14 protein-coding genes are annotated in these 16,089 nt (G+C 51.0%); 7 read left to right on the top strand and 7 right to left on the bottom strand.

The genetic code is table 11. The annotated features are described in order from the left end of the window. Positions 1-92: 92 nt before the first annotated feature. The 4 genes from BZG80_RS08850 to hinT form a co-directional block, all read right to left on the bottom strand. On the bottom strand, positions 93-947 hold the full coding sequence (locus BZG80_RS08850) for a DUF6279 family lipoprotein (RefSeq protein ID WP_077676944.1): 855 nt from the start codon (positions 945-947) through the stop codon (positions 93-95). Between the two features lie 67 nt (positions 948-1,014). Then, the gene (locus BZG80_RS08855; protein ID WP_077679160.1) at positions 1,015-1,872 is read right to left on the bottom strand and encodes a phosphotransferase; all 858 of its coding nucleotides are present in this window, start codon (positions 1,870-1,872) and stop codon (positions 1,015-1,017) included. Beyond that, positions 1,859-2,449: a hypothetical protein gene (locus tag BZG80_RS08860; protein WP_158011539.1), complete on the bottom strand. Its 591-nt coding sequence runs from the start codon at positions 2,447-2,449 to the stop codon at positions 1,859-1,861. The genes BZG80_RS08855 and BZG80_RS08860 overlap by 14 nt, the downstream gene beginning before the upstream one ends. Before the next feature lie 22 nt (positions 2,450-2,471). After that, a complete protein-coding gene (gene hinT, locus BZG80_RS08865; RefSeq protein ID WP_077460639.1) occupies positions 2,472-2,822 on the bottom strand; it encodes a purine nucleoside phosphoramidase in 351 nt (116 codons plus the stop codon). 201 nt (positions 2,823-3,023) lie between these two features. Between hinT and BZG80_RS08870 the strand changes: the two genes are divergently transcribed. Beyond that, the gene (locus tag BZG80_RS08870) at positions 3,024-4,379 is read left to right on the top strand and encodes a dihydroorotase (protein ID WP_077660788.1); all 1,356 of its coding nucleotides are present in this window, start codon (positions 3,024-3,026) and stop codon (positions 4,377-4,379) included. A gap of 502 nt (positions 4,380-4,881) precedes the next feature. After that, on the top strand, positions 4,882-6,513 hold the full coding sequence (locus BZG80_RS08875) for an ABC transporter ATP-binding protein (protein WP_021022828.1): 1,632 nt from the start codon (positions 4,882-4,884) through the stop codon (positions 6,511-6,513). Positions 6,514-6,683: 170 nt separating this feature from the next. Here BZG80_RS08875 and BZG80_RS08880 read toward each other — a convergent pair whose 3' ends face one another. Further along, positions 6,684-8,201, bottom strand: coding sequence for a fumarate hydratase (locus BZG80_RS08880; RefSeq protein WP_025744813.1), 1,518 nt, complete (start codon positions 8,199-8,201; stop codon positions 6,684-6,686). Positions 8,202-8,508: 307 nt separating this feature from the next. Here BZG80_RS08880 and pabB point away from each other — a divergent pair, with 307 nt between their 5' ends. The 4 genes from pabB (at position 8,509) to BZG80_RS08900 (ending at position 13,766) form a co-directional block, all read left to right on the top strand. Further along, positions 8,509-9,894, top strand: a complete 1,386-nt coding sequence (gene pabB / locus BZG80_RS08885; protein ID WP_077679162.1) for an aminodeoxychorismate synthase component 1 — start codon at positions 8,509-8,511, stop codon at positions 9,892-9,894. A 9-nt stretch (positions 9,895-9,903) separates the two neighbouring features. Then, entirely contained in the window at positions 9,904-10,707 is an 804-nt protein-coding gene (locus tag BZG80_RS08890) for an NUDIX hydrolase (RefSeq protein ID WP_077460641.1), read from the top strand. A gap of 203 nt (positions 10,708-10,910) precedes the next feature. Further along, positions 10,911-12,179: a serine/threonine transporter gene (locus tag BZG80_RS08895; protein ID WP_021022832.1), complete on the top strand. Its 1,269-nt coding sequence runs from the start codon at positions 10,911-10,913 to the stop codon at positions 12,177-12,179. A gap of 225 nt (positions 12,180-12,404) precedes the next feature. Beyond that, the gene (locus BZG80_RS08900; RefSeq protein WP_021022833.1) at positions 12,405-13,766 is read left to right on the top strand and encodes an L-serine ammonia-lyase; all 1,362 of its coding nucleotides are present in this window, start codon (positions 12,405-12,407) and stop codon (positions 13,764-13,766) included. Between the two features lie 164 nt (positions 13,767-13,930). Here BZG80_RS08900 and BZG80_RS08905 read toward each other — a convergent pair whose 3' ends face one another. Then, the gene (locus tag BZG80_RS08905) at positions 13,931-14,533 is read right to left on the bottom strand and encodes an acetate uptake transporter (RefSeq protein WP_077460644.1); all 603 of its coding nucleotides are present in this window, start codon (positions 14,531-14,533) and stop codon (positions 13,931-13,933) included. Between the two features lie 255 nt (positions 14,534-14,788). After that, positions 14,789-15,511, bottom strand: a complete 723-nt coding sequence (nfsA, locus tag BZG80_RS08910; protein ID WP_077660784.1) for an oxygen-insensitive NADPH nitroreductase — start codon at positions 15,509-15,511, stop codon at positions 14,789-14,791. Positions 15,512-15,760: 249 nt separating this feature from the next. On the opposite strand from nfsA, the gene BZG80_RS08915 reads away from it, so the two are divergent. Next, a complete protein-coding gene (locus tag BZG80_RS08915; protein ID WP_021022836.1) occupies positions 15,761-16,027 on the top strand; it encodes a GrxA family glutaredoxin in 267 nt (88 codons plus the stop codon). Positions 16,028-16,089: the final 62 nt, after the last annotated feature.

The raw sequence follows: 16,089 nt of genomic DNA on the forward strand, positions 1-16,089 counted from the left end.
GATTGCGCTAAGAATGTAATGGCCTTTATCAATAGCATAGCTGCTTACACGCAAAAATGAGCAAGATCACCCTAGCGAGGATCAGGGTATTTTTATCCAGCCATGCCTTGCAAACGCGACGCCCATTGCTCAAGTTCTTCTATCAAGTGCGTGCGTTGATCATCATCCAAGCTTTTATCGAACCTGAGTAACCAGTCAAGGCGCCGAGAGCGATAGATCGCCATGTCTGTCTGCGTATCACTACCACCGCGCCAGGCGACGAGGTCATCCACCCATTGACGCAGTTGACTATCCAAGTCATCGCGTTGGCGTGTCTCAATCAGGTTAAATAGCCGCGCTTGCAACTGCTCACGTACCGTAATGAAGGTCGGCATCGCGCGTTGCTGGTAGTCCGCCATCTCAGCGTAGAATGGCGCTTGGCTGTCTGTGGTGTGTCCGACCCAACCCTCAGTGCGCTCTTCAAGCTCTTCTTGTTGCTCGGCTAGCCGTTCTTGCGGTGATTGCTGGTCACGGCGCGCTTGTGCCTCAGCAATTTCGTCTTTTAAAAATTGGGTCAATCGCTCAGCCTGACGATCATCCAGGCTTTGCAATAAACGCGTCGTCGCCGGGATCAGTGCATTGAGTGTGGCTTGTATCCGAGTTTTAAACCCAGCTTGATGATCGCGCAACTGGTCCCATGTTTGCCGTTCCGTACTTTGCGCGGCGATCAAGGTGAGCCGATCCGCTAACCGAGGCAACTCTTCCACGCGATGCCATTGCTGAACTGCATCGAGGTCCGCTTTTACTTGGCGCGATTGGGTGGCGGTCAGGTCGACAATATCGTCCAGGTAATAGTGAATCCAAAACGGCAACGTATTGTACGCAAGCTCCGTGGTACATCCGGCAAGTACCAACAGACAGCCCACAAGCCAGCCTGTTCGACACCGCCGTTTGCAATCCTTGACCATATTGTCTCCTTATCCTTATTCGCCTATGCGTCAGCTACGAGGGATTTATCCGAATGTAGCGGGCGGTCTACTCTGAAAGCTGTTGATACAGCACGTCCGCTGCTTGATTGTACGCAGGTAACCCATACAGATTCGCCCCCACCTCATACCAACATAGCGCTAAATAGTCGGTAAACGGCAGCCAAGTGTTGACGCGTGCGAGGATAACATTCACCGATTTTAGTTGCCGCAGAGCGCAATAACGCGGCACCACAGTGTGTGGTAACCAGCCATTAGCACGACAAAAGAGCGCGATGTCAAGATAAGGATCACCGGCGCGGGCATACTCCCAATCAAGCACACACGGGTTACCATCTGGCTCGATCACCACATTGTAAGCGCCCAAGTCCATGTGACACACCACCGATGGCTCATACGTTGGGAGCGGGCTATGTGCGAGCACCTTATGTTTGAGCCGGTGTAAACGCGCTACCACATCATCAGACAGTTGCTTTTCATAATGAGCGCATTGTGCCTCGACGGACGCGGTTTCCAGATCCGTCGGCAGCTGGTGAATACGGGATAAAAGTGGAATAAGGATCGATGCCTGATCGGTTTTTAGATTACAAAGCGGTTCGCCATCCACCCAAGGCACCAATAATCCTTCGCCGTTGTGGACAATCGGCTGACGCGCCAGACCATGCTCAGCGGCCAAAGATTGCGCCTGAGCTTCACGCGCACGGTCAATGGCAAAAGCATTCGCCGCTCGACCATGGGGACGCCAAACACTGCGCCCCCCCTGTGAGTCGGTGAGTCGTAAACAGCGATTTGTCAGGCCCGCTGCCAACGGCTCGACACCGGTAACCTCGGTAGGGACACCATAATAGCGCGTCAGTGCGATAGATAAGGTCTGCGCCAGAGCAGGAGACCATTCAACGGCTGACAAAGCGTTCTACATCCTGCCAAGCGATCACTCCTGACTGTAAGTCCATTAACTGCAAACTTAGCTGATAAGGGGCCTGACCGGTGATTTTACCGCTCAGTTGATACTGCGCACCCAGCATGCGGCCATATTGCATAATGGTCGCGGGATCCACCAGCACCTGATTCGCTGCCAACCCTAACGAGGCGCGGACCGCCTGTACTCTCGCTTCAGGAACAGGCGTTATCCGACCGGATTCGATTAAGCCCGCTTGCAACTGCGTTGAATACCTTGGGGTAGGAAAATAATCGCCACTGCTATTTTGGATCGGTTGGACCAAGGTCACCGGCGATACCTTTAAAGGCTCACTCGCCAATAAGGCTTCCACCGCAGCACGCATGGCGCGATCAATGCCGTTATGCACCTGCGAATCTGATAAACGTGCTGCGCGGTTGGTGTCTGGCGACGGGTTAACCGGCTGGTAGCGAGGCGCACACCCTGCGAGTAACAGCACGAGCGCGCCCACCATTAGTTGAGGCAAGCGCAACTTGCCCCATTTTTTCGTCCATCGGCGTGACCACTCAAGGTTCGCGGTTTTCATGGTTTCATTCATATTTAATGTGTTAACCCACCACCATGGGCCCAAGCGCTCGCCCACCCACTAAATGCATGTGGATATGATAGACCTCTTGGCCACCATGTTGATTACAGTTCATGATCAAACGATAGCCGTTTTCGGCAACCCCTTCGTCCGCTGCAATTTTCTTGGCCACGGTAATCATACGCCCGAGCGCGAGCTCATCATCTGGCTCCACATCATTGGTCGTTGGGATCAATTTGTTGGGTACAATAAGCACATGAACCGGCGCGCGCGGATTAATATCACGGAAGGCAGTAACAAGTTCATCCTGATAGACAACATCCGCGGGGATTTCTTTGCGAATGATTTTGCTGAAAATAGTTTCTTCCGCCATGGTCGATTCCCTTTTATGATTGTGTGTCGGCCAAGTATGCGGCAGCCCCCAATGAAGGGCAATATGCTAACGGTACGAATGTGCAACAATTCGGTCAATGCGCGGTGAAATATCCGTCAATCCCCGGTAAAAACAGGGGCTGAATCAAGTAATCGATTGCGTTACCATAGCACCGATGCATTGACATGTAAGGATCACACCATGACCACCCTGCTTTTCAAAAACGCTTCTGTCGTCAACGAAGGACACGTTGTTGAGACCGATGTACTGATCGAAAATGGCCGCATTAGCCAGATTGCTCGCGACATCAGTGCCCCTGCGGCCGCCGATTGTCGCGTGATTGATGCAACCGGTAAACACCTATTACCTGGAATGATTGATGACCAAGTTCACTTTCGTGAACCTGGCTTCCCGAAAAAAGGCACCATTGCCACTGAATCGAAAGCCGCGGTTGCCGGCGGCATCACCACCTACATGGAAATGCCCAACGTTAACCCGCCGACCACTACGCTAGAGGCACTGGAAGAAAAGTATCAACGCGCATCACAATCCAGTCATGCCAATTACGCCTTTTATCTTGGCGCTACTAACGACAATATCGATGAGATCCGTCGTCTTGATCCCAACGCTGCGTGTGGCGTGAAGGTATTTATGGGCGCGTCAACCGGGAACATGTTGGTCAACGATCCTGAAACACTGAACGCGATTTTTGCCGACTGCCCAACGCTGATCGCAACCCATTGCGAAGACACGCCAATGATCAATGAACTGGAAGGCATATATCGGGAAAAATATGGCGACGACGTCCCCATTGATGCGCACGCCCATATTCGTTCCAAAGAAGCGTGCTTAAAATCGTCGCAACTGGCGGTTAACTTAGCCAAAAAACACGGGACACGCTTGCATGTATTGCATCTGACGACCGAAGACGAGCTGTACCAGTTTGAGCCTGCTAAAACCCTAGAAGCCTTGCAGCAAAAGCAAATCACTGCCGAAGCCTGCGTTCATCACCTGTTTTTTAATCGCGACGACTACGACAGCAAAGGGACACTGATCAAATGTAATCCTGCGATCAAAGAGGCGCACCACCAGCAAGCGCTCATTCAAGCGGTGAAAGACGGGGTTATCGATGTGATTGCCACCGATCATGCGCCGCATACCTTTGAAGAGAAGCAAAATACCTACTTTAACGCCCCAGCCGGCCTACCCTTAGTGCAACATGCCTTGCAAGTGGCGTTAGAATTTTATCATCGCGGGATTTTTGATTTGCCGTTGGTGGTACAAAAAGTGGCTCATGCGCCGGCTGTTCGCTATCAGGTGAAAGAGCGCGGTTTCGTTCGTGAAGGCTACTGGGCCGACTTAGTACTGGTGGATCTGAACCAAACTCAGACAGTCAGCCAAGAAAATCTCTTTTATCAGTGCCAGTGGTCACCGTTTGACGGCCACACCTTTGGGTCAAGCATTGAGATGACTCTCGTTAATGGCGAAGTCGCGTTTGAGCACGGTCAGCACAGTGAGAATCGCTACTCCACGCGTCTAGCGTTCGACCGCAGCTAAACGACGTAACCCTTAATCGATACGCGCGCGACACCAAAACGAATCCGTCGCGCGCTTTTCTTTTTGCCTGCGCGGTCAAACTCTCACATCACAAACCTTGCTTATAATAACGATTTGCTTTTATATCCGAATCGTTTATTGTGTTGTTGATATATGGATATTCACGCTGCTTGGTTTCAACACCGGATGATGTTGAAAAGCTGTGTTCGCAAGGAGAGGTAACCTTAAGCGTCTTTCGGTTATCGCGACACTCGTATCCTACCTCTTCCACTGGCGTAAGCCGTTCAAAGGCACCAGCTGGCTGATATCCGCATCAGGGCGTACATTGCAAAGCCATCGCAAGCAATGATGACCCCACATGAATGACTCACGTTTGCTCGGTAATCCAGCAGGCGTAACCCAAATCATCGAGCCATCGCCGCAGTCCATATCATGCACGTTATTGTCGTGCAGAAGGCACCGGCAAGCTCGGGACGTCGAATAATCAACCAGTGAGGTGATGATGTCTTCATCTGCTTCTAAGCCACTGCTCAGTGTCAAAAACTTGAGCGTGTCATTTACTACCAACGACGGTATGGTCGATGCCGTTAAAAACGTAAGCTTTGACATCATGCCCGGTGAAACCGTGGCTGTCGTTGGCGAATCAGGATCGGGTAAATCGGTCTCTAGCAGTGCCGTGATGGGCCTGCTGCCCAATAACGCTGTGGTAAAACCTGAATCGCAAGTAAGCTTTAACGATACCAATGTTCTGACCTTGTCGACCAAGCAAATTCAGAAAATGCGCGGTGATCGTGTCGCGATGATTTTCCAAGAGCCAATGACTTCACTGAACCCGTATATGCGCGTTGGCGAGCAGTTAACCGAAGCCATTCAGTGTCACCACCGCACCACGTCAGACAAGGCCAAGCAGCGGATTATCGATCTCCTTAATTTAGTCCACCTTCCTAACCCCACTAGCGCATTGCAAAAATACCCGCATGAGTTTTCAGGCGGCCAATTGCAACGCATCATGATTGCTATGGCCCTAGTGAATGAGCCTGACTTGCTGATCGCCGATGAGCCAACAACGGCCTTGGATGTAACGGTACAAGCCGAAGTATTGAACTTGATTGGCGAACTGCAGCAAAAGATGGGCATGGCGATCATGTTTATCTCGCATGACTTGGCCGTGGTGAAACACTTAGCCGACCGCGTTGTGGTGATGTGTAAAGGTGAAGTGGTTGAAACCAACGACACCAAAGCCTTGTTCGATAATCCGCAAGAAGATTACACCAAAATGCTGATTGACGCGGTACCGCGTGGTCGCAAAGCGGCTGTCAATGAGGATTCAGAAAACTTGCTAACCGTGGATAATGTCACCATCAAGTATTTCCTTGGTGCTGACTTCTTTGGCGGCAACAAACGCTATTTTGAAGCGGTGAGCGACATTAGCTTATCGCTACGCCGTGGCGAGACCTTAGGTATCGTGGGCGAGTCTGGATCGGGTAAATCGACCCTGGGCCGCGCAATTATGCGCTTGTTGCCCGTTGCCGAAGGCCGAGTCTGTTTTCGAGGTCACGATATCCACGAAATAAAAAACAGTGAGAATAAAGCGCTATGCCGCGATATGCAGATGGTGTTCCAAGACCCATTTGGCTCACTGTCGCCCCGCATGACGGTCGGTGAAATTGTGGCTGAGGGCTTGCGCACTCACTTTCCAGAGCTCGACAAAAAAGAGCGTCTCGATCGGGTAAAAGATGCCCTTTATGAAGTACGTCTCGATAGTTCCGCGATTAACCGTTATCCGCACGAGTTCTCAGGCGGTCAGCGTCAGCGAATTGCGATTGCACGCGCCTTGATCTTGAATCCTGCGTTTATCTTACTCGACGAACCAACCTCTGCATTGGACCGTTCAGTACAGTTGACCGTGATTGATTTGTTGAAAGACATTCAACAGCGTCACAATATTGGCTATCTGTTTATCAGCCATGACTTGAGTGTGGTTCGTGCGCTATCAGACCGCGTCATGGTCATGCAAAACGGCAAAGTCATGGAGGCGGGCACACCAGAAGAAATCTTCCATCACCCGCAACACGAATACACGCGTAACCTGATTGCCGCGTCGTTCGATCTGGAAGAAGAGGAAGTGGCTTAGCCCACGCAGTGATGTCCAAACGGGCAACATCGTTCGGGTAGACAAAAGTAGACAAAAAATGCGCCTAATTGGCGCATTTTTTATGACGTCTATCCGCTTAGGCTCCGCCCGACTCAACGCCTTCTCATTAACGCAAACTGGCGTTAAGCCGAACAGGTGCAATTGACGGATTAATCATCCATTTCAGCTATCTTCACCTTCCAGGTATCCGGGCCAATCTGGTGCGCGTTTTGCCCTTGCGCATCAACCGCTACGGTCACGGGCATGTCTTCCACTTCAAATTCGTAAATGGCCTCCATACCGAGATCTTCAAACGCGACCACGCGCGCTTTTTTGATCGCTTTTGATACCAAGTACGCGGCACCGCCGACCGCCATGAGGTACACCGCTTTGTGGTTTTTAATCGATTCCACCGCCGCAGGACCGCGCTCAGCCTTACCGATCATGCCGGTGAGTCCGGTTTCTGCCAGCATCATATCGGTAAATTTATCCATGCGTGTTGAGGTGGTTGGGCCTGCTGGACCGACTACCTCATCCCCCACCGCATCGACAGGGCCAACGTAATAAATAAAGCGGCCGTTAAAGTCGACCCCCTCGGGAAGGCCTTCGCCATTGCGCAGCATTTCTTGTAAGCGTTTATGTGCGGCGTCGCGTCCGGTCAAGATCTTACCTGATAACAACACAGTTTCGCCGGTTTTCCAGCTCTGCACGTCTTCTTTGGTCACGGTATCTAAGTTAACACGGCGGACGTTATCCCCCACTTCCCAGGTGACCTGTGGCCAGTCGTCCAGTTTTGGTGGTGCCAATTCGGCTGGGCCTGAGCCATCAAGCGTAAAGTGAACATGGCGTGTGGCGGCACAGTTCGGGATCAAGCATACCGGCTTAGAAGCGGCATGAGTGGGCGCGGTTTTTACTTTCACATCCACTACCGTGGTCAGGCCGCCCAAGCCTTGAGCACCGATACCCAGCTTGTTCACCCGATCAAAAATATCTAACCGCAGTGCTTCATCCGCATTGCTTGGACCACGGTCGATAAGCGCTTGAATATCAATGTGCTCCATGAGCGATTCTTTGGCCAATACGGCGGCTTTCTCGGCCGTGCCACCAATTCCAATACCTAACATACCCGGTGGGCACCAACCCGCGCCCATGGTCGGCAATGTTTTCTCAACCCACTCAGCCACATCGTCAGATGGATTCAACATCACCATCTTAGTTTTGTTTTCCGAACCACCGCCTTTGGCTGCAATTTGAATGTCCACCGCGTCGCCCGGCACCATATCGATGTGCACGACCGCAGGGCTATTATCGCGGGTGTTTTGGCGTTTACCGGCCGGATCGGCAACCACGGAGGCACGTAGCGGATTGTCAGGGTTGGTGTAGGCACGTCGTACCCCTTCATCGACCATTTCTTGCACCGTCATATCATGACGATCCCACTGCACCGCCATGCCCACTTTGACAAAGCAGGTGACAATACCTGTATCTTGGCAAATAGGACGCTTACCTTCCGCCGACATGCGGGAGTTAATCAGAATTTGCGCAATGGCGTCTTTTGCCGCCTGGCTTTGTTCCTTGTTGTACGCTTTTTCAAGGGCTTGTACAAAATCAAGGGGATGGTAGTAAGAGATATATTGCAGGGCATCTGCAACACTTTCGATCACGTCTTGCTGTTTAATTGTGGTCATCATTGCCTCTGGTGTCATTTGCAGGACCCAAAGTGGGTATCCAGTGTGGGGGAGCTTTCCCCTCGTTATTATCGGTTGGCGATCAATTTTCGAATAGCGCTCGATTGCCAGTTGACGCTAGATGTAAATCGCATGTAGCCAAGTTGCCTCATCGAATTATAGAAGGTGATAATGGCAACAACGTTGCTTGGTTATTTGTGTTGGCCCATGCCGGAAAAGGCCTAGCTATGATACGCTTAGCGCTATTCGCGCGCCACACAGCGCTTCAACCGTGATCACAAAAAGAACAATGCAGCGACAAAATGCCATGACACTGACAACGACGCCCATCGATTATACGCCGGATCTTGCGGTGACCCTCTTTGATCGGATTGCCCACCAGCCCTGGGCGATGCTGCTCCACTCGGCCACGCGAACCCACCCAGACAGTCGTTTCGATATCTTGGTCGCCGATCCGGTTGCCACCATTACTGCGCGTTATAACCAGGTGACAACCTATTACGCAGATGGCACAACCACCACCCACACGCAAGACCCTTTTCACTGGGTGGCCGATCTTCAGGCCAAGCTTTTACCCACCGCGGATCCGATAGCGCCTTGGCCATTTATTGGTGGCGCCTTGGGGTACTTTGGCTATGATCTCGGTCGATGGGTGGAAGTGCTACCGGCATTGGCGAAAGATGAGCTCGAGGTGCCGGATATGGCGGTCGGGCTCTATGACTGGGCGGTGGTGATCGATCATCATCAGCGCCAAGCGGTGGTGATTGCACCCAATAGCCAACAACGATGGCAGTGGCTAACCGAGCAACACGCGCCAACCTCGCCGGTACCCTTTTCTCTCACCGGGCCTTGGCAGGCCAACATGACCGCGCAACAATACGGCCAAAAGTTCGACACCGTCCAAGCGTATTTACACGCGGGCGATTGCTATCAAATCAATCTTGCTCAACGCTTTTCCGCACCCTATCAGGGTAACGAGTGGCACGCGTATCGCAAATTGGCCGCGAACAACGGCGCGCCGTTTTCGGGCTTTATTCGCCTGCAAGACAGCGCCCTGTTGTCGGTCTCGCCTGAGCGCTTTTTATCGGTGCACGACAAACAGATAGAAACCAAACCCATTAAAGGCACACGCCCGCGCGATCCCGATCCACAAAAAGACGCACAACGCGCCCAAGCATTGAAGTCGGCTGAAAAAGATCGCGCCGAAAATTTGATGATTGTAGACTTATTACGCAATGATATTGGTCGCATTGCCTCGCCAGGTTCCGTATCTGTGCCTAAACTCTTTGATATAGAAAGTTTTCCTGCTGTCCACCACATGGTCAGTACAGTGACTGGACGCTTACCCGACGACAAGACAGCACTCGATTTGCTGCGCGCCGCGTTTCCTGGCGGGTCAATTACCGGGGCACCAAAGGTGCGGGCAATGGAAATCATTGAAGAACTCGAGCCCCATCGTCGTCATGTTTATTGTGGCAGCTTTGCCTATATCAGCCGCTGTGGACGAATGGATACCAGCATTACCATTCGCACGTTGGTTGGTCATCAAGGACAACTTCATGTTTGGGCAGGTGGCGGGTTGGTTGCTGACAGCCAAGCTGATGCCGAATATCAGGAGACGCTCGATAAAGTGAGCCGAATTTTACCCGTACTGGCAGAAGATGAGGCATTGAGCACACCTATTCAGGATTAAGGAGAGTGGATGCAGTTACTCACCGCTGACAAGGCGTATTTCTCACCCCTAAATGTCTCCCCCCTGGGCAATACAATACAGACAGTGCCTGGGTTTTGGCCGCGCTACGAAGGAGAGTGTTTCCTCGCTGATCACGGTGCGGCCACGCGACTATCACCGACCGACGTGGTCCGTGCATTTTCACTCACCCCTTTAGCGCGCCACGACAGCCGTATTCTCAATCGCGTGCGGCTATCTCCGCGCATTCTCGGTGGGGCGGATTTTCAACCCGCCGCAGTATTGATCGGGCTGGTGCCTAGGCCGTCAGGCATTCATTTGGTGTTAACCCAACGCGCCAGTCACCTTAAACATCACCCGGGACAAGTGAGCTTTCCGGGCGGAAAGCGCGAGTCTATCGATCACGATAATATTGCCACCGCCACCCGTGAAATGTGGGAAGAAACCGGTATTCGCGTCACACGCGACGCTGTCATTGGCCACTTGTGTCCCTTGCCCACGGTGACGGGCTATTATATTCATCCGGTGCTTGCCTGGGTGGATCCCGATTATCAGCCTTGTCTGGATCCCAATGAAGTGGCCGCCTGCTTTGAAGTGCCCTTAGATACCTTGTGTTATCCCGGCCACATCCGAGAACAATCGTTTTTAATCGACGGACAATGGCACCCTGTGAGTGCGTTTTATCATCACGATCATCTTGTTTGGGGAGCCACTGCCCAGCTGTTACGCGCGTTGATCAGTCAACTCACGCTGTTTCACTTTCCGGTCAATCGCACCATAAACCCTACCAATACTATGGAATTTGGCGCAATTTGATGCATATTTATCCAACACAAAACCGTACACACCTGCCTACTTAATCGCACTAAAGCGCTTTTATTATTGATAGTTGTCACATTTTGGTGCAATAGTCCGGGCGCGCCTTTTCATATCGCGATCTAGCGCTTGGTTTTCTGCGTGGAAATCGCCAGAATTCGCCTTCCCTGATTCCTGTTCCCTACAATGTGAGTAGTATTGTTATGCAAACAACCTCGACGACTGGTACCCGCGCAACCACGCGCCCGCGCTGGACCAAACAAGACACAACCTGGGCGCTTTCCCTTTTTGGCACCGCTGTTGGAGCCGGCATCCTCTTTCTTCCCATCAATGCGGGGATGAGCGGTTTTTGGCCATTGGTTGTGATGACCTTATTAGTTGGCCCGATGACCTTTTTTGCTCACCGTGGTTTGTCTCGTTTTGTGCTCTCGTCCAAAAACGCAGGCAGCGATATCACCGAAGTGGTTGAAGAGCACTTTGGCGTCGGCGCGGGTAAAATCATCACCCTGTTGTACTTTTTCGCGATTTACCCGATTGTTCTGATCTACGGTGTCGGCATCACCAACACCGTTGATTCCTTCTTGGTTAACCAGCTTGGTATGGCATCACCACCGCGGGCAATTTTGTCACTGGCCCTGATTTTGGGAATGATGGCTATCATGCTTCTGGGCGAGAAAATGATGTTGCGTGTCACCCAGTTCTTGGTTTATCCGCTGGTTGCCATCTTAGTATTTATGTCGCTCTATCTTATCCCAGAGTGGAACACCGCCGCCCTGTCGCAAGTGCCCTCAGCTGGCGATTTTGCCATCACTCTTTGGATCTCGATTCCGGTGCTGGTATTTGCGTTTAACCACAGCCCAGCGATTTCATCTTTCTCATTGGCACAACGTCGCGATCATGGTGACGATGCAGAGCAAAAGTCTGGCCAAATTCTAATGCGTGCAGCGGCGATGCTGGTTGGCTTTGTGATGTTGTTTGTATTCTCTTGCGTCCTGTCGCTGACACCAGCGGACCTGGAAGCGGCCAAAGCAGAGAACATTGCGATTTTGTCTTACCTTGCCAACAAGCATGAGAGCCCATTTATTTCCTTCTTGGGCCCATTGGTTGCCTTTGTCGCGATCGTGTCTTCATTCTTCGGCCATTATTTGGGCGCACGTGAAGGTCTAAATGGCTTAGTCGTGAAAACGCTGCGTGGTGCAGGTAAACCGATCAACCGCAAGAAAATTGACGTGTTTACCGTGGTCTTCATGATCCTCACCATTTGGTTGGTGGCGACCCTAAACCCAAGTATTTTGGGGATGATTGAATCACTTGGCGGCCCTATCATTGCCACCATCCTGTTTATTATGCCAATGTATGCCGTGAAAAACGTGCCAGCAATGCAGAAGTATTCAGGTACAATCAGTAACGCCTTTGTTCTTATCATGGGCTTGGTCGCGATTTCAGCGATTATGTACGGCATGCTTTTTTAATTAATCATGACCGTTAATCAGCGCGCGCAGCAGGTGCTATAGGACTGCTGTTACTGGGGCATTAATCCCAGCCGCATTCATCGATGTTTGCGGGATAACCAGGAGCAGTGAACGCTGCTCCTTTCATTATGGCAAGCCACCGGCATTGCCAGCACAGTCAATACCATGGACGGATGGCGTAAACACTAAATCCATTGCCCTTAGGGCATTGACTGAGGTAAACACATGATCAGTGTTTTTGACATTTTCAAGATTGGCGTTGGCCCGTCCAGCTCGCATACTGTTGGCCCAATGAAAGCCGGCCAGTGTTTTGTTGATGCGCTTATTGCTAACCAACGCTTGACCGACGTCGACCGCGTGACGGTTGACGTTTATGGCTCTTTGTCTTTAACAGGCAAAGGCCACCACACCGACATCGCGATCATTATGGGCCTCGCAGGCAACAGCCCTGAAACCGTTGATATCGACGCGATCCCTAGCTTTGTTAAACGTGTCGAAGACACAGAGCAATTGCCGTTGGGCGAACAGCAGCATGTCGTCACCTTTTTGCGTGATGGCGGCATGAACTTTCACCAAACCAACCTCTCCTTGCATGAAAACGGCATGCGTATTCATGCTTGGCAAGGCGATGAGTGCGTGCTGAGCAAAACCTACTACTCCATTGGTGGCGGCTTTATTGTTGAAGAAGCCGAGTTTGGTCAGCCTGCCATGCAAGCGGTGCAAGTCCCTTACGACTTTAATAGCGCAGACGGCTTGCTCGCACTGACGCAAGAAACCGGTTTTTCTATCAGCGGCTTAGTGATGGCCAACATGCGTAGCATGCATAGCCAAGCAGAAATTGACACCTATTTCGCCAATATCTGGAAAACCATGCAAGCGTGTATGTACCGTGGTATGGAAAACGAAGGCGTGTTGCCCGGTCCATTGCGTGTACCTCGTCGAGCCGCTGCGTTGCATCACCAGCTCAAAACCACCGAAAAATACAACATCGATCCCATGTCGGTAGTGGACTGGGTCAATATGTTTGCCTTTGCGGTAAACGAAGAAAACGCCGCCGGTGGTCGTGTTGTAACCGCGCCAACGAATGGGGCATGCGGAATTATTCCTGCCGTCCTCGCCTACTACGATAAATTTATTGAGCCGGTCGATAAGCAAACCTATACCCGCTACTTTGCTGCATCCGGTGCGATTGGCGGCTTATATAAACAAAACGCGTCTATTTCTGGGGCAGAAGTGGGTTGCCAAGGTGAAGTCGGGGTCGCGTGTTCAATGGCCGCCGCCGGTTTGGCTGAACTTATGGGCGGTAATCCGCACCAGGTGTGTATGGCAGCTGAAATCGCAATGGAGCACAACTTAGGCCTTACCTGCGATCCGGTCGCTGGACAGGTGCAAGTGCCGTGTATTGAGCGTAACGGCATTGCGGCGGTGAAGGCGATCAATGCATCACGCATGGCACTACAACGTTCTTCCGAGCCACGGGTGTCGTTAGATAAAGTGATCGAAACCATGATGGAAACCGGTAAAGACATGAACGCCAAATACCGTGAAACATCACAAGGTGGCCTAGCTGTCACCGTGATGTGCTAATCCCAGAGAATCACGCCAGGTAGCCACACGCTATCGAAAAGTAACGCGTTATATTGCTGACTAAAACCATCAAAAAGGCCCGGGACATCACGTCACTGGGCCTTTTTATCTGCGTTTACACCGCAAACAGACAGTGTGTTTTCCACTGCCCTCACAGGTATGATTTAAGCCGCGTGGGTGGCCATCGCAGGCTTTTTCGCATCACGTGTTAGCTCACCAACCGGAAGTACGGTACGGCCATATTCCTCGTTAAGCACCTGCGCCATCGCAAAATACATCGCGCTTAAGCCACACACAATCCCTTCAAATCCGGCAATGGTGCCAATGAGTGTACTGCCGGTAAAATCACGCGCCGCGAGCAAGAAAAACAGGATAGTCAGGCTACCAAATACAAACTGTTTAGCACGGCAATAGCGCAATGAGCCAATAAACATAAATCCAGTGAACACACCCCACAACACCAAATACCAACCCATAAAGGCAGCAGGGCTTGCGTCAGCCAGACCCATTTTTGGCATCACAATCAGGCCAACAAGCGTCAACCAGAACAAACCATAAGAGGTAAACGCGGTTGTTCCAAACGTATTGCCTTTTTTGAATTCCATGATCCCCACAATCACCTGCGCTAAGCCGCCATAAAACAGCCCCATCGCCAAAATCATGCTATCAATCGGAAAAAACCCTGCATTATGAATGTTCAATAATACCGTGGTCATTCCAAAACCCATCAGCCCTAAAGGGGCAGGATTTGCCAGTTTGTTTTCCATCAGTGCCCTACTTATTAAAAAAACCTATCAATACTCAAAATAAGCGCCCAAAACCACGGATAAAAGTGATTATCACGCGCAAAAACGCGGCAATATTACGGGTTACAGACTAGATGTAAATAACTTTTAGCGCTTAGCGTTGCTTTCATAAACAAGAGAGCCAAAATAGCCAATAAAACTGGGCAATTCCGGTTTGTTGATAATAAAAAAGCAGCAAAATGCTGCTTTTTCACTCAATTGTTCAAGCATAGCGCGTTAGCGAGTACTAAAGCCTTTACTATGCAGAAATTCTTTCATAAACGGACGCGCTTCTTTTTCCAATGTGGCAGACACTTGTTCGCTCCAGCTCATGTCTTTATTGCCGCCTGTACGTGTTTGATAATACTCGCGCACTTGGTTGTCGTAGTCACTTAGCGCCGCTTCATCAATCGCCTGATAACGATTTTCGTGAACGATAAGACTGGCCGGTAGTTTCGGTTTGGTTTCAGGATCTTGTGCAGGTACACCTAAGCACATACCAAATAATGGCAACACATGATTAGGTATATCCAGCAACTCGGCGACTTTATTCGGTTGGTTACGCAACCCACCGATATACACACCGCCAAGACCCATGGACTCTGCTGCGACCATCGCATTTTGCGCCATGATTGCGCCGTCAATCGCGCCAATTAACGTTTGCTCAGTAAAGCCCAACTTGGCATTGGGATTGATTTGCTCATGACGATGAAAGTCCGCACACCACACCAAAAACTCGGCGCAGTCGGCTACATACGCTTGGTTGCCCGCGTATTCCGCCAGTAAACGTCGTTTGTCGCCATCGGTCACACGAATAATACTGGTGCATTGTAAAAAGCTTGAGCTCGACGCCGAGCGCGCCGCATCAATAATCTGGCTCAGTTGCTCTGACGAAATGGGGGCTTGGCTAAATTTGCGAATAGAGCGGTGAGAAAGTAATGTCTCAATCGTTGGGTTCATTATGTTTCCTTATTAGACGTTGAGCTGTAAAAGAGGGATGAGCTGGTTTTACACCTTTATGAGCCGACGCGCAATCAACACAATAGCGACGCTCTGCGGCCATACCACCCGTGATCTCCCGCCGGTCGTGCGATTCGGTATAGACGTTCACAGCAATCGGTTTTGCCTATCGGTGCAAAAGGGAAATTCGTCTTTTCTCTCCATCGCCTATCAGGCATAGTAACAACATTAATGCCAAAGGAGATGAATATGTTCGTCGTAATTTTCGGTCGCCCAGGGTGCCCTTTTTGTGTTCGCGCCAAAGACCTAGCGGAAGATCTTAAAACCAACCGTGATGACTTTAACTACCGTTATGTCGATATTCACGCGGAAGGCATCAGCAAAGCGGATTTGGAAAAAACCGTCGGCAAACCGGTTGAAACCGTGCCACAGATTTTCGTTGATCAAGCGCACGTTGGCGGCTTTACCGAATTTGAAGCCTACGCCAAAGAAAATCTCGGTTTGTTCCAAGACTAATCGGTCGAGCAATCGATAAAAAACCAGCCCATTGGCTGGTTTTTTTGTTTTTGGCGGTCATT

The organism is Salinivibrio sp. MA440 (assembly GCF_001996265.1).
GTDB lineage: Bacteria > Pseudomonadota > Gammaproteobacteria > Enterobacterales > Vibrionaceae > Salinivibrio > Salinivibrio costicola.

Bases quoted from the DNA above. Each gene is read 5' to 3' on its own strand.
- hinT (WP_077460639.1), bottom strand. From the start codon at position 2,822: ATGGCGGAAGAAACTATTTTCAGCAAAATCATTCGCAAAGAAATCCCC.
- pabB (WP_077679162.1), top strand. From the start codon at position 8,509: ATGACACTGACAACGACGCCCATCGATTATACGCCGGATCTTGCGGTG.
- BZG80_RS08880 (WP_025744813.1), bottom strand. From the start codon at position 8,201: ATGACCACAATTAAACAGCAAGACGTGATCGAAAGTGTTGCAGATGCC.
- nfsA (WP_077660784.1), bottom strand. From the start codon at position 15,511: ATGAACCCAACGATTGAGACATTACTTTCTCACCGCTCTATTCGCAAA.
- BZG80_RS08900 (WP_021022833.1), top strand. From the start codon at position 12,405: ATGATCAGTGTTTTTGACATTTTCAAGATTGGCGTTGGCCCGTCCAGC.
- BZG80_RS08850 (WP_077676944.1), bottom strand. From the start codon at position 947: ATGGTCAAGGATTGCAAACGGCGGTGTCGAACAGGCTGGCTTGTGGGC.
- BZG80_RS08895 (WP_021022832.1), top strand. From the start codon at position 10,911: ATGCAAACAACCTCGACGACTGGTACCCGCGCAACCACGCGCCCGCGC.
- BZG80_RS08890 (WP_077460641.1), top strand. From the start codon at position 9,904: ATGCAGTTACTCACCGCTGACAAGGCGTATTTCTCACCCCTAAATGTC.
- BZG80_RS08915 (WP_021022836.1), top strand. From the start codon at position 15,761: ATGTTCGTCGTAATTTTCGGTCGCCCAGGGTGCCCTTTTTGTGTTCGC.
- BZG80_RS08870 (WP_077660788.1), top strand. From the start codon at position 3,024: ATGACCACCCTGCTTTTCAAAAACGCTTCTGTCGTCAACGAAGGACAC.
- BZG80_RS08875 (WP_021022828.1), top strand. From the start codon at position 4,882: ATGTCTTCATCTGCTTCTAAGCCACTGCTCAGTGTCAAAAACTTGAGC.
- BZG80_RS08860 (WP_158011539.1), bottom strand. From the start codon at position 2,449: ATGAAAACCGCGAACCTTGAGTGGTCACGCCGATGGACGAAAAAATGG.
- BZG80_RS08905 (WP_077460644.1), bottom strand. From the start codon at position 14,533: ATGGAAAACAAACTGGCAAATCCTGCCCCTTTAGGGCTGATGGGTTTT.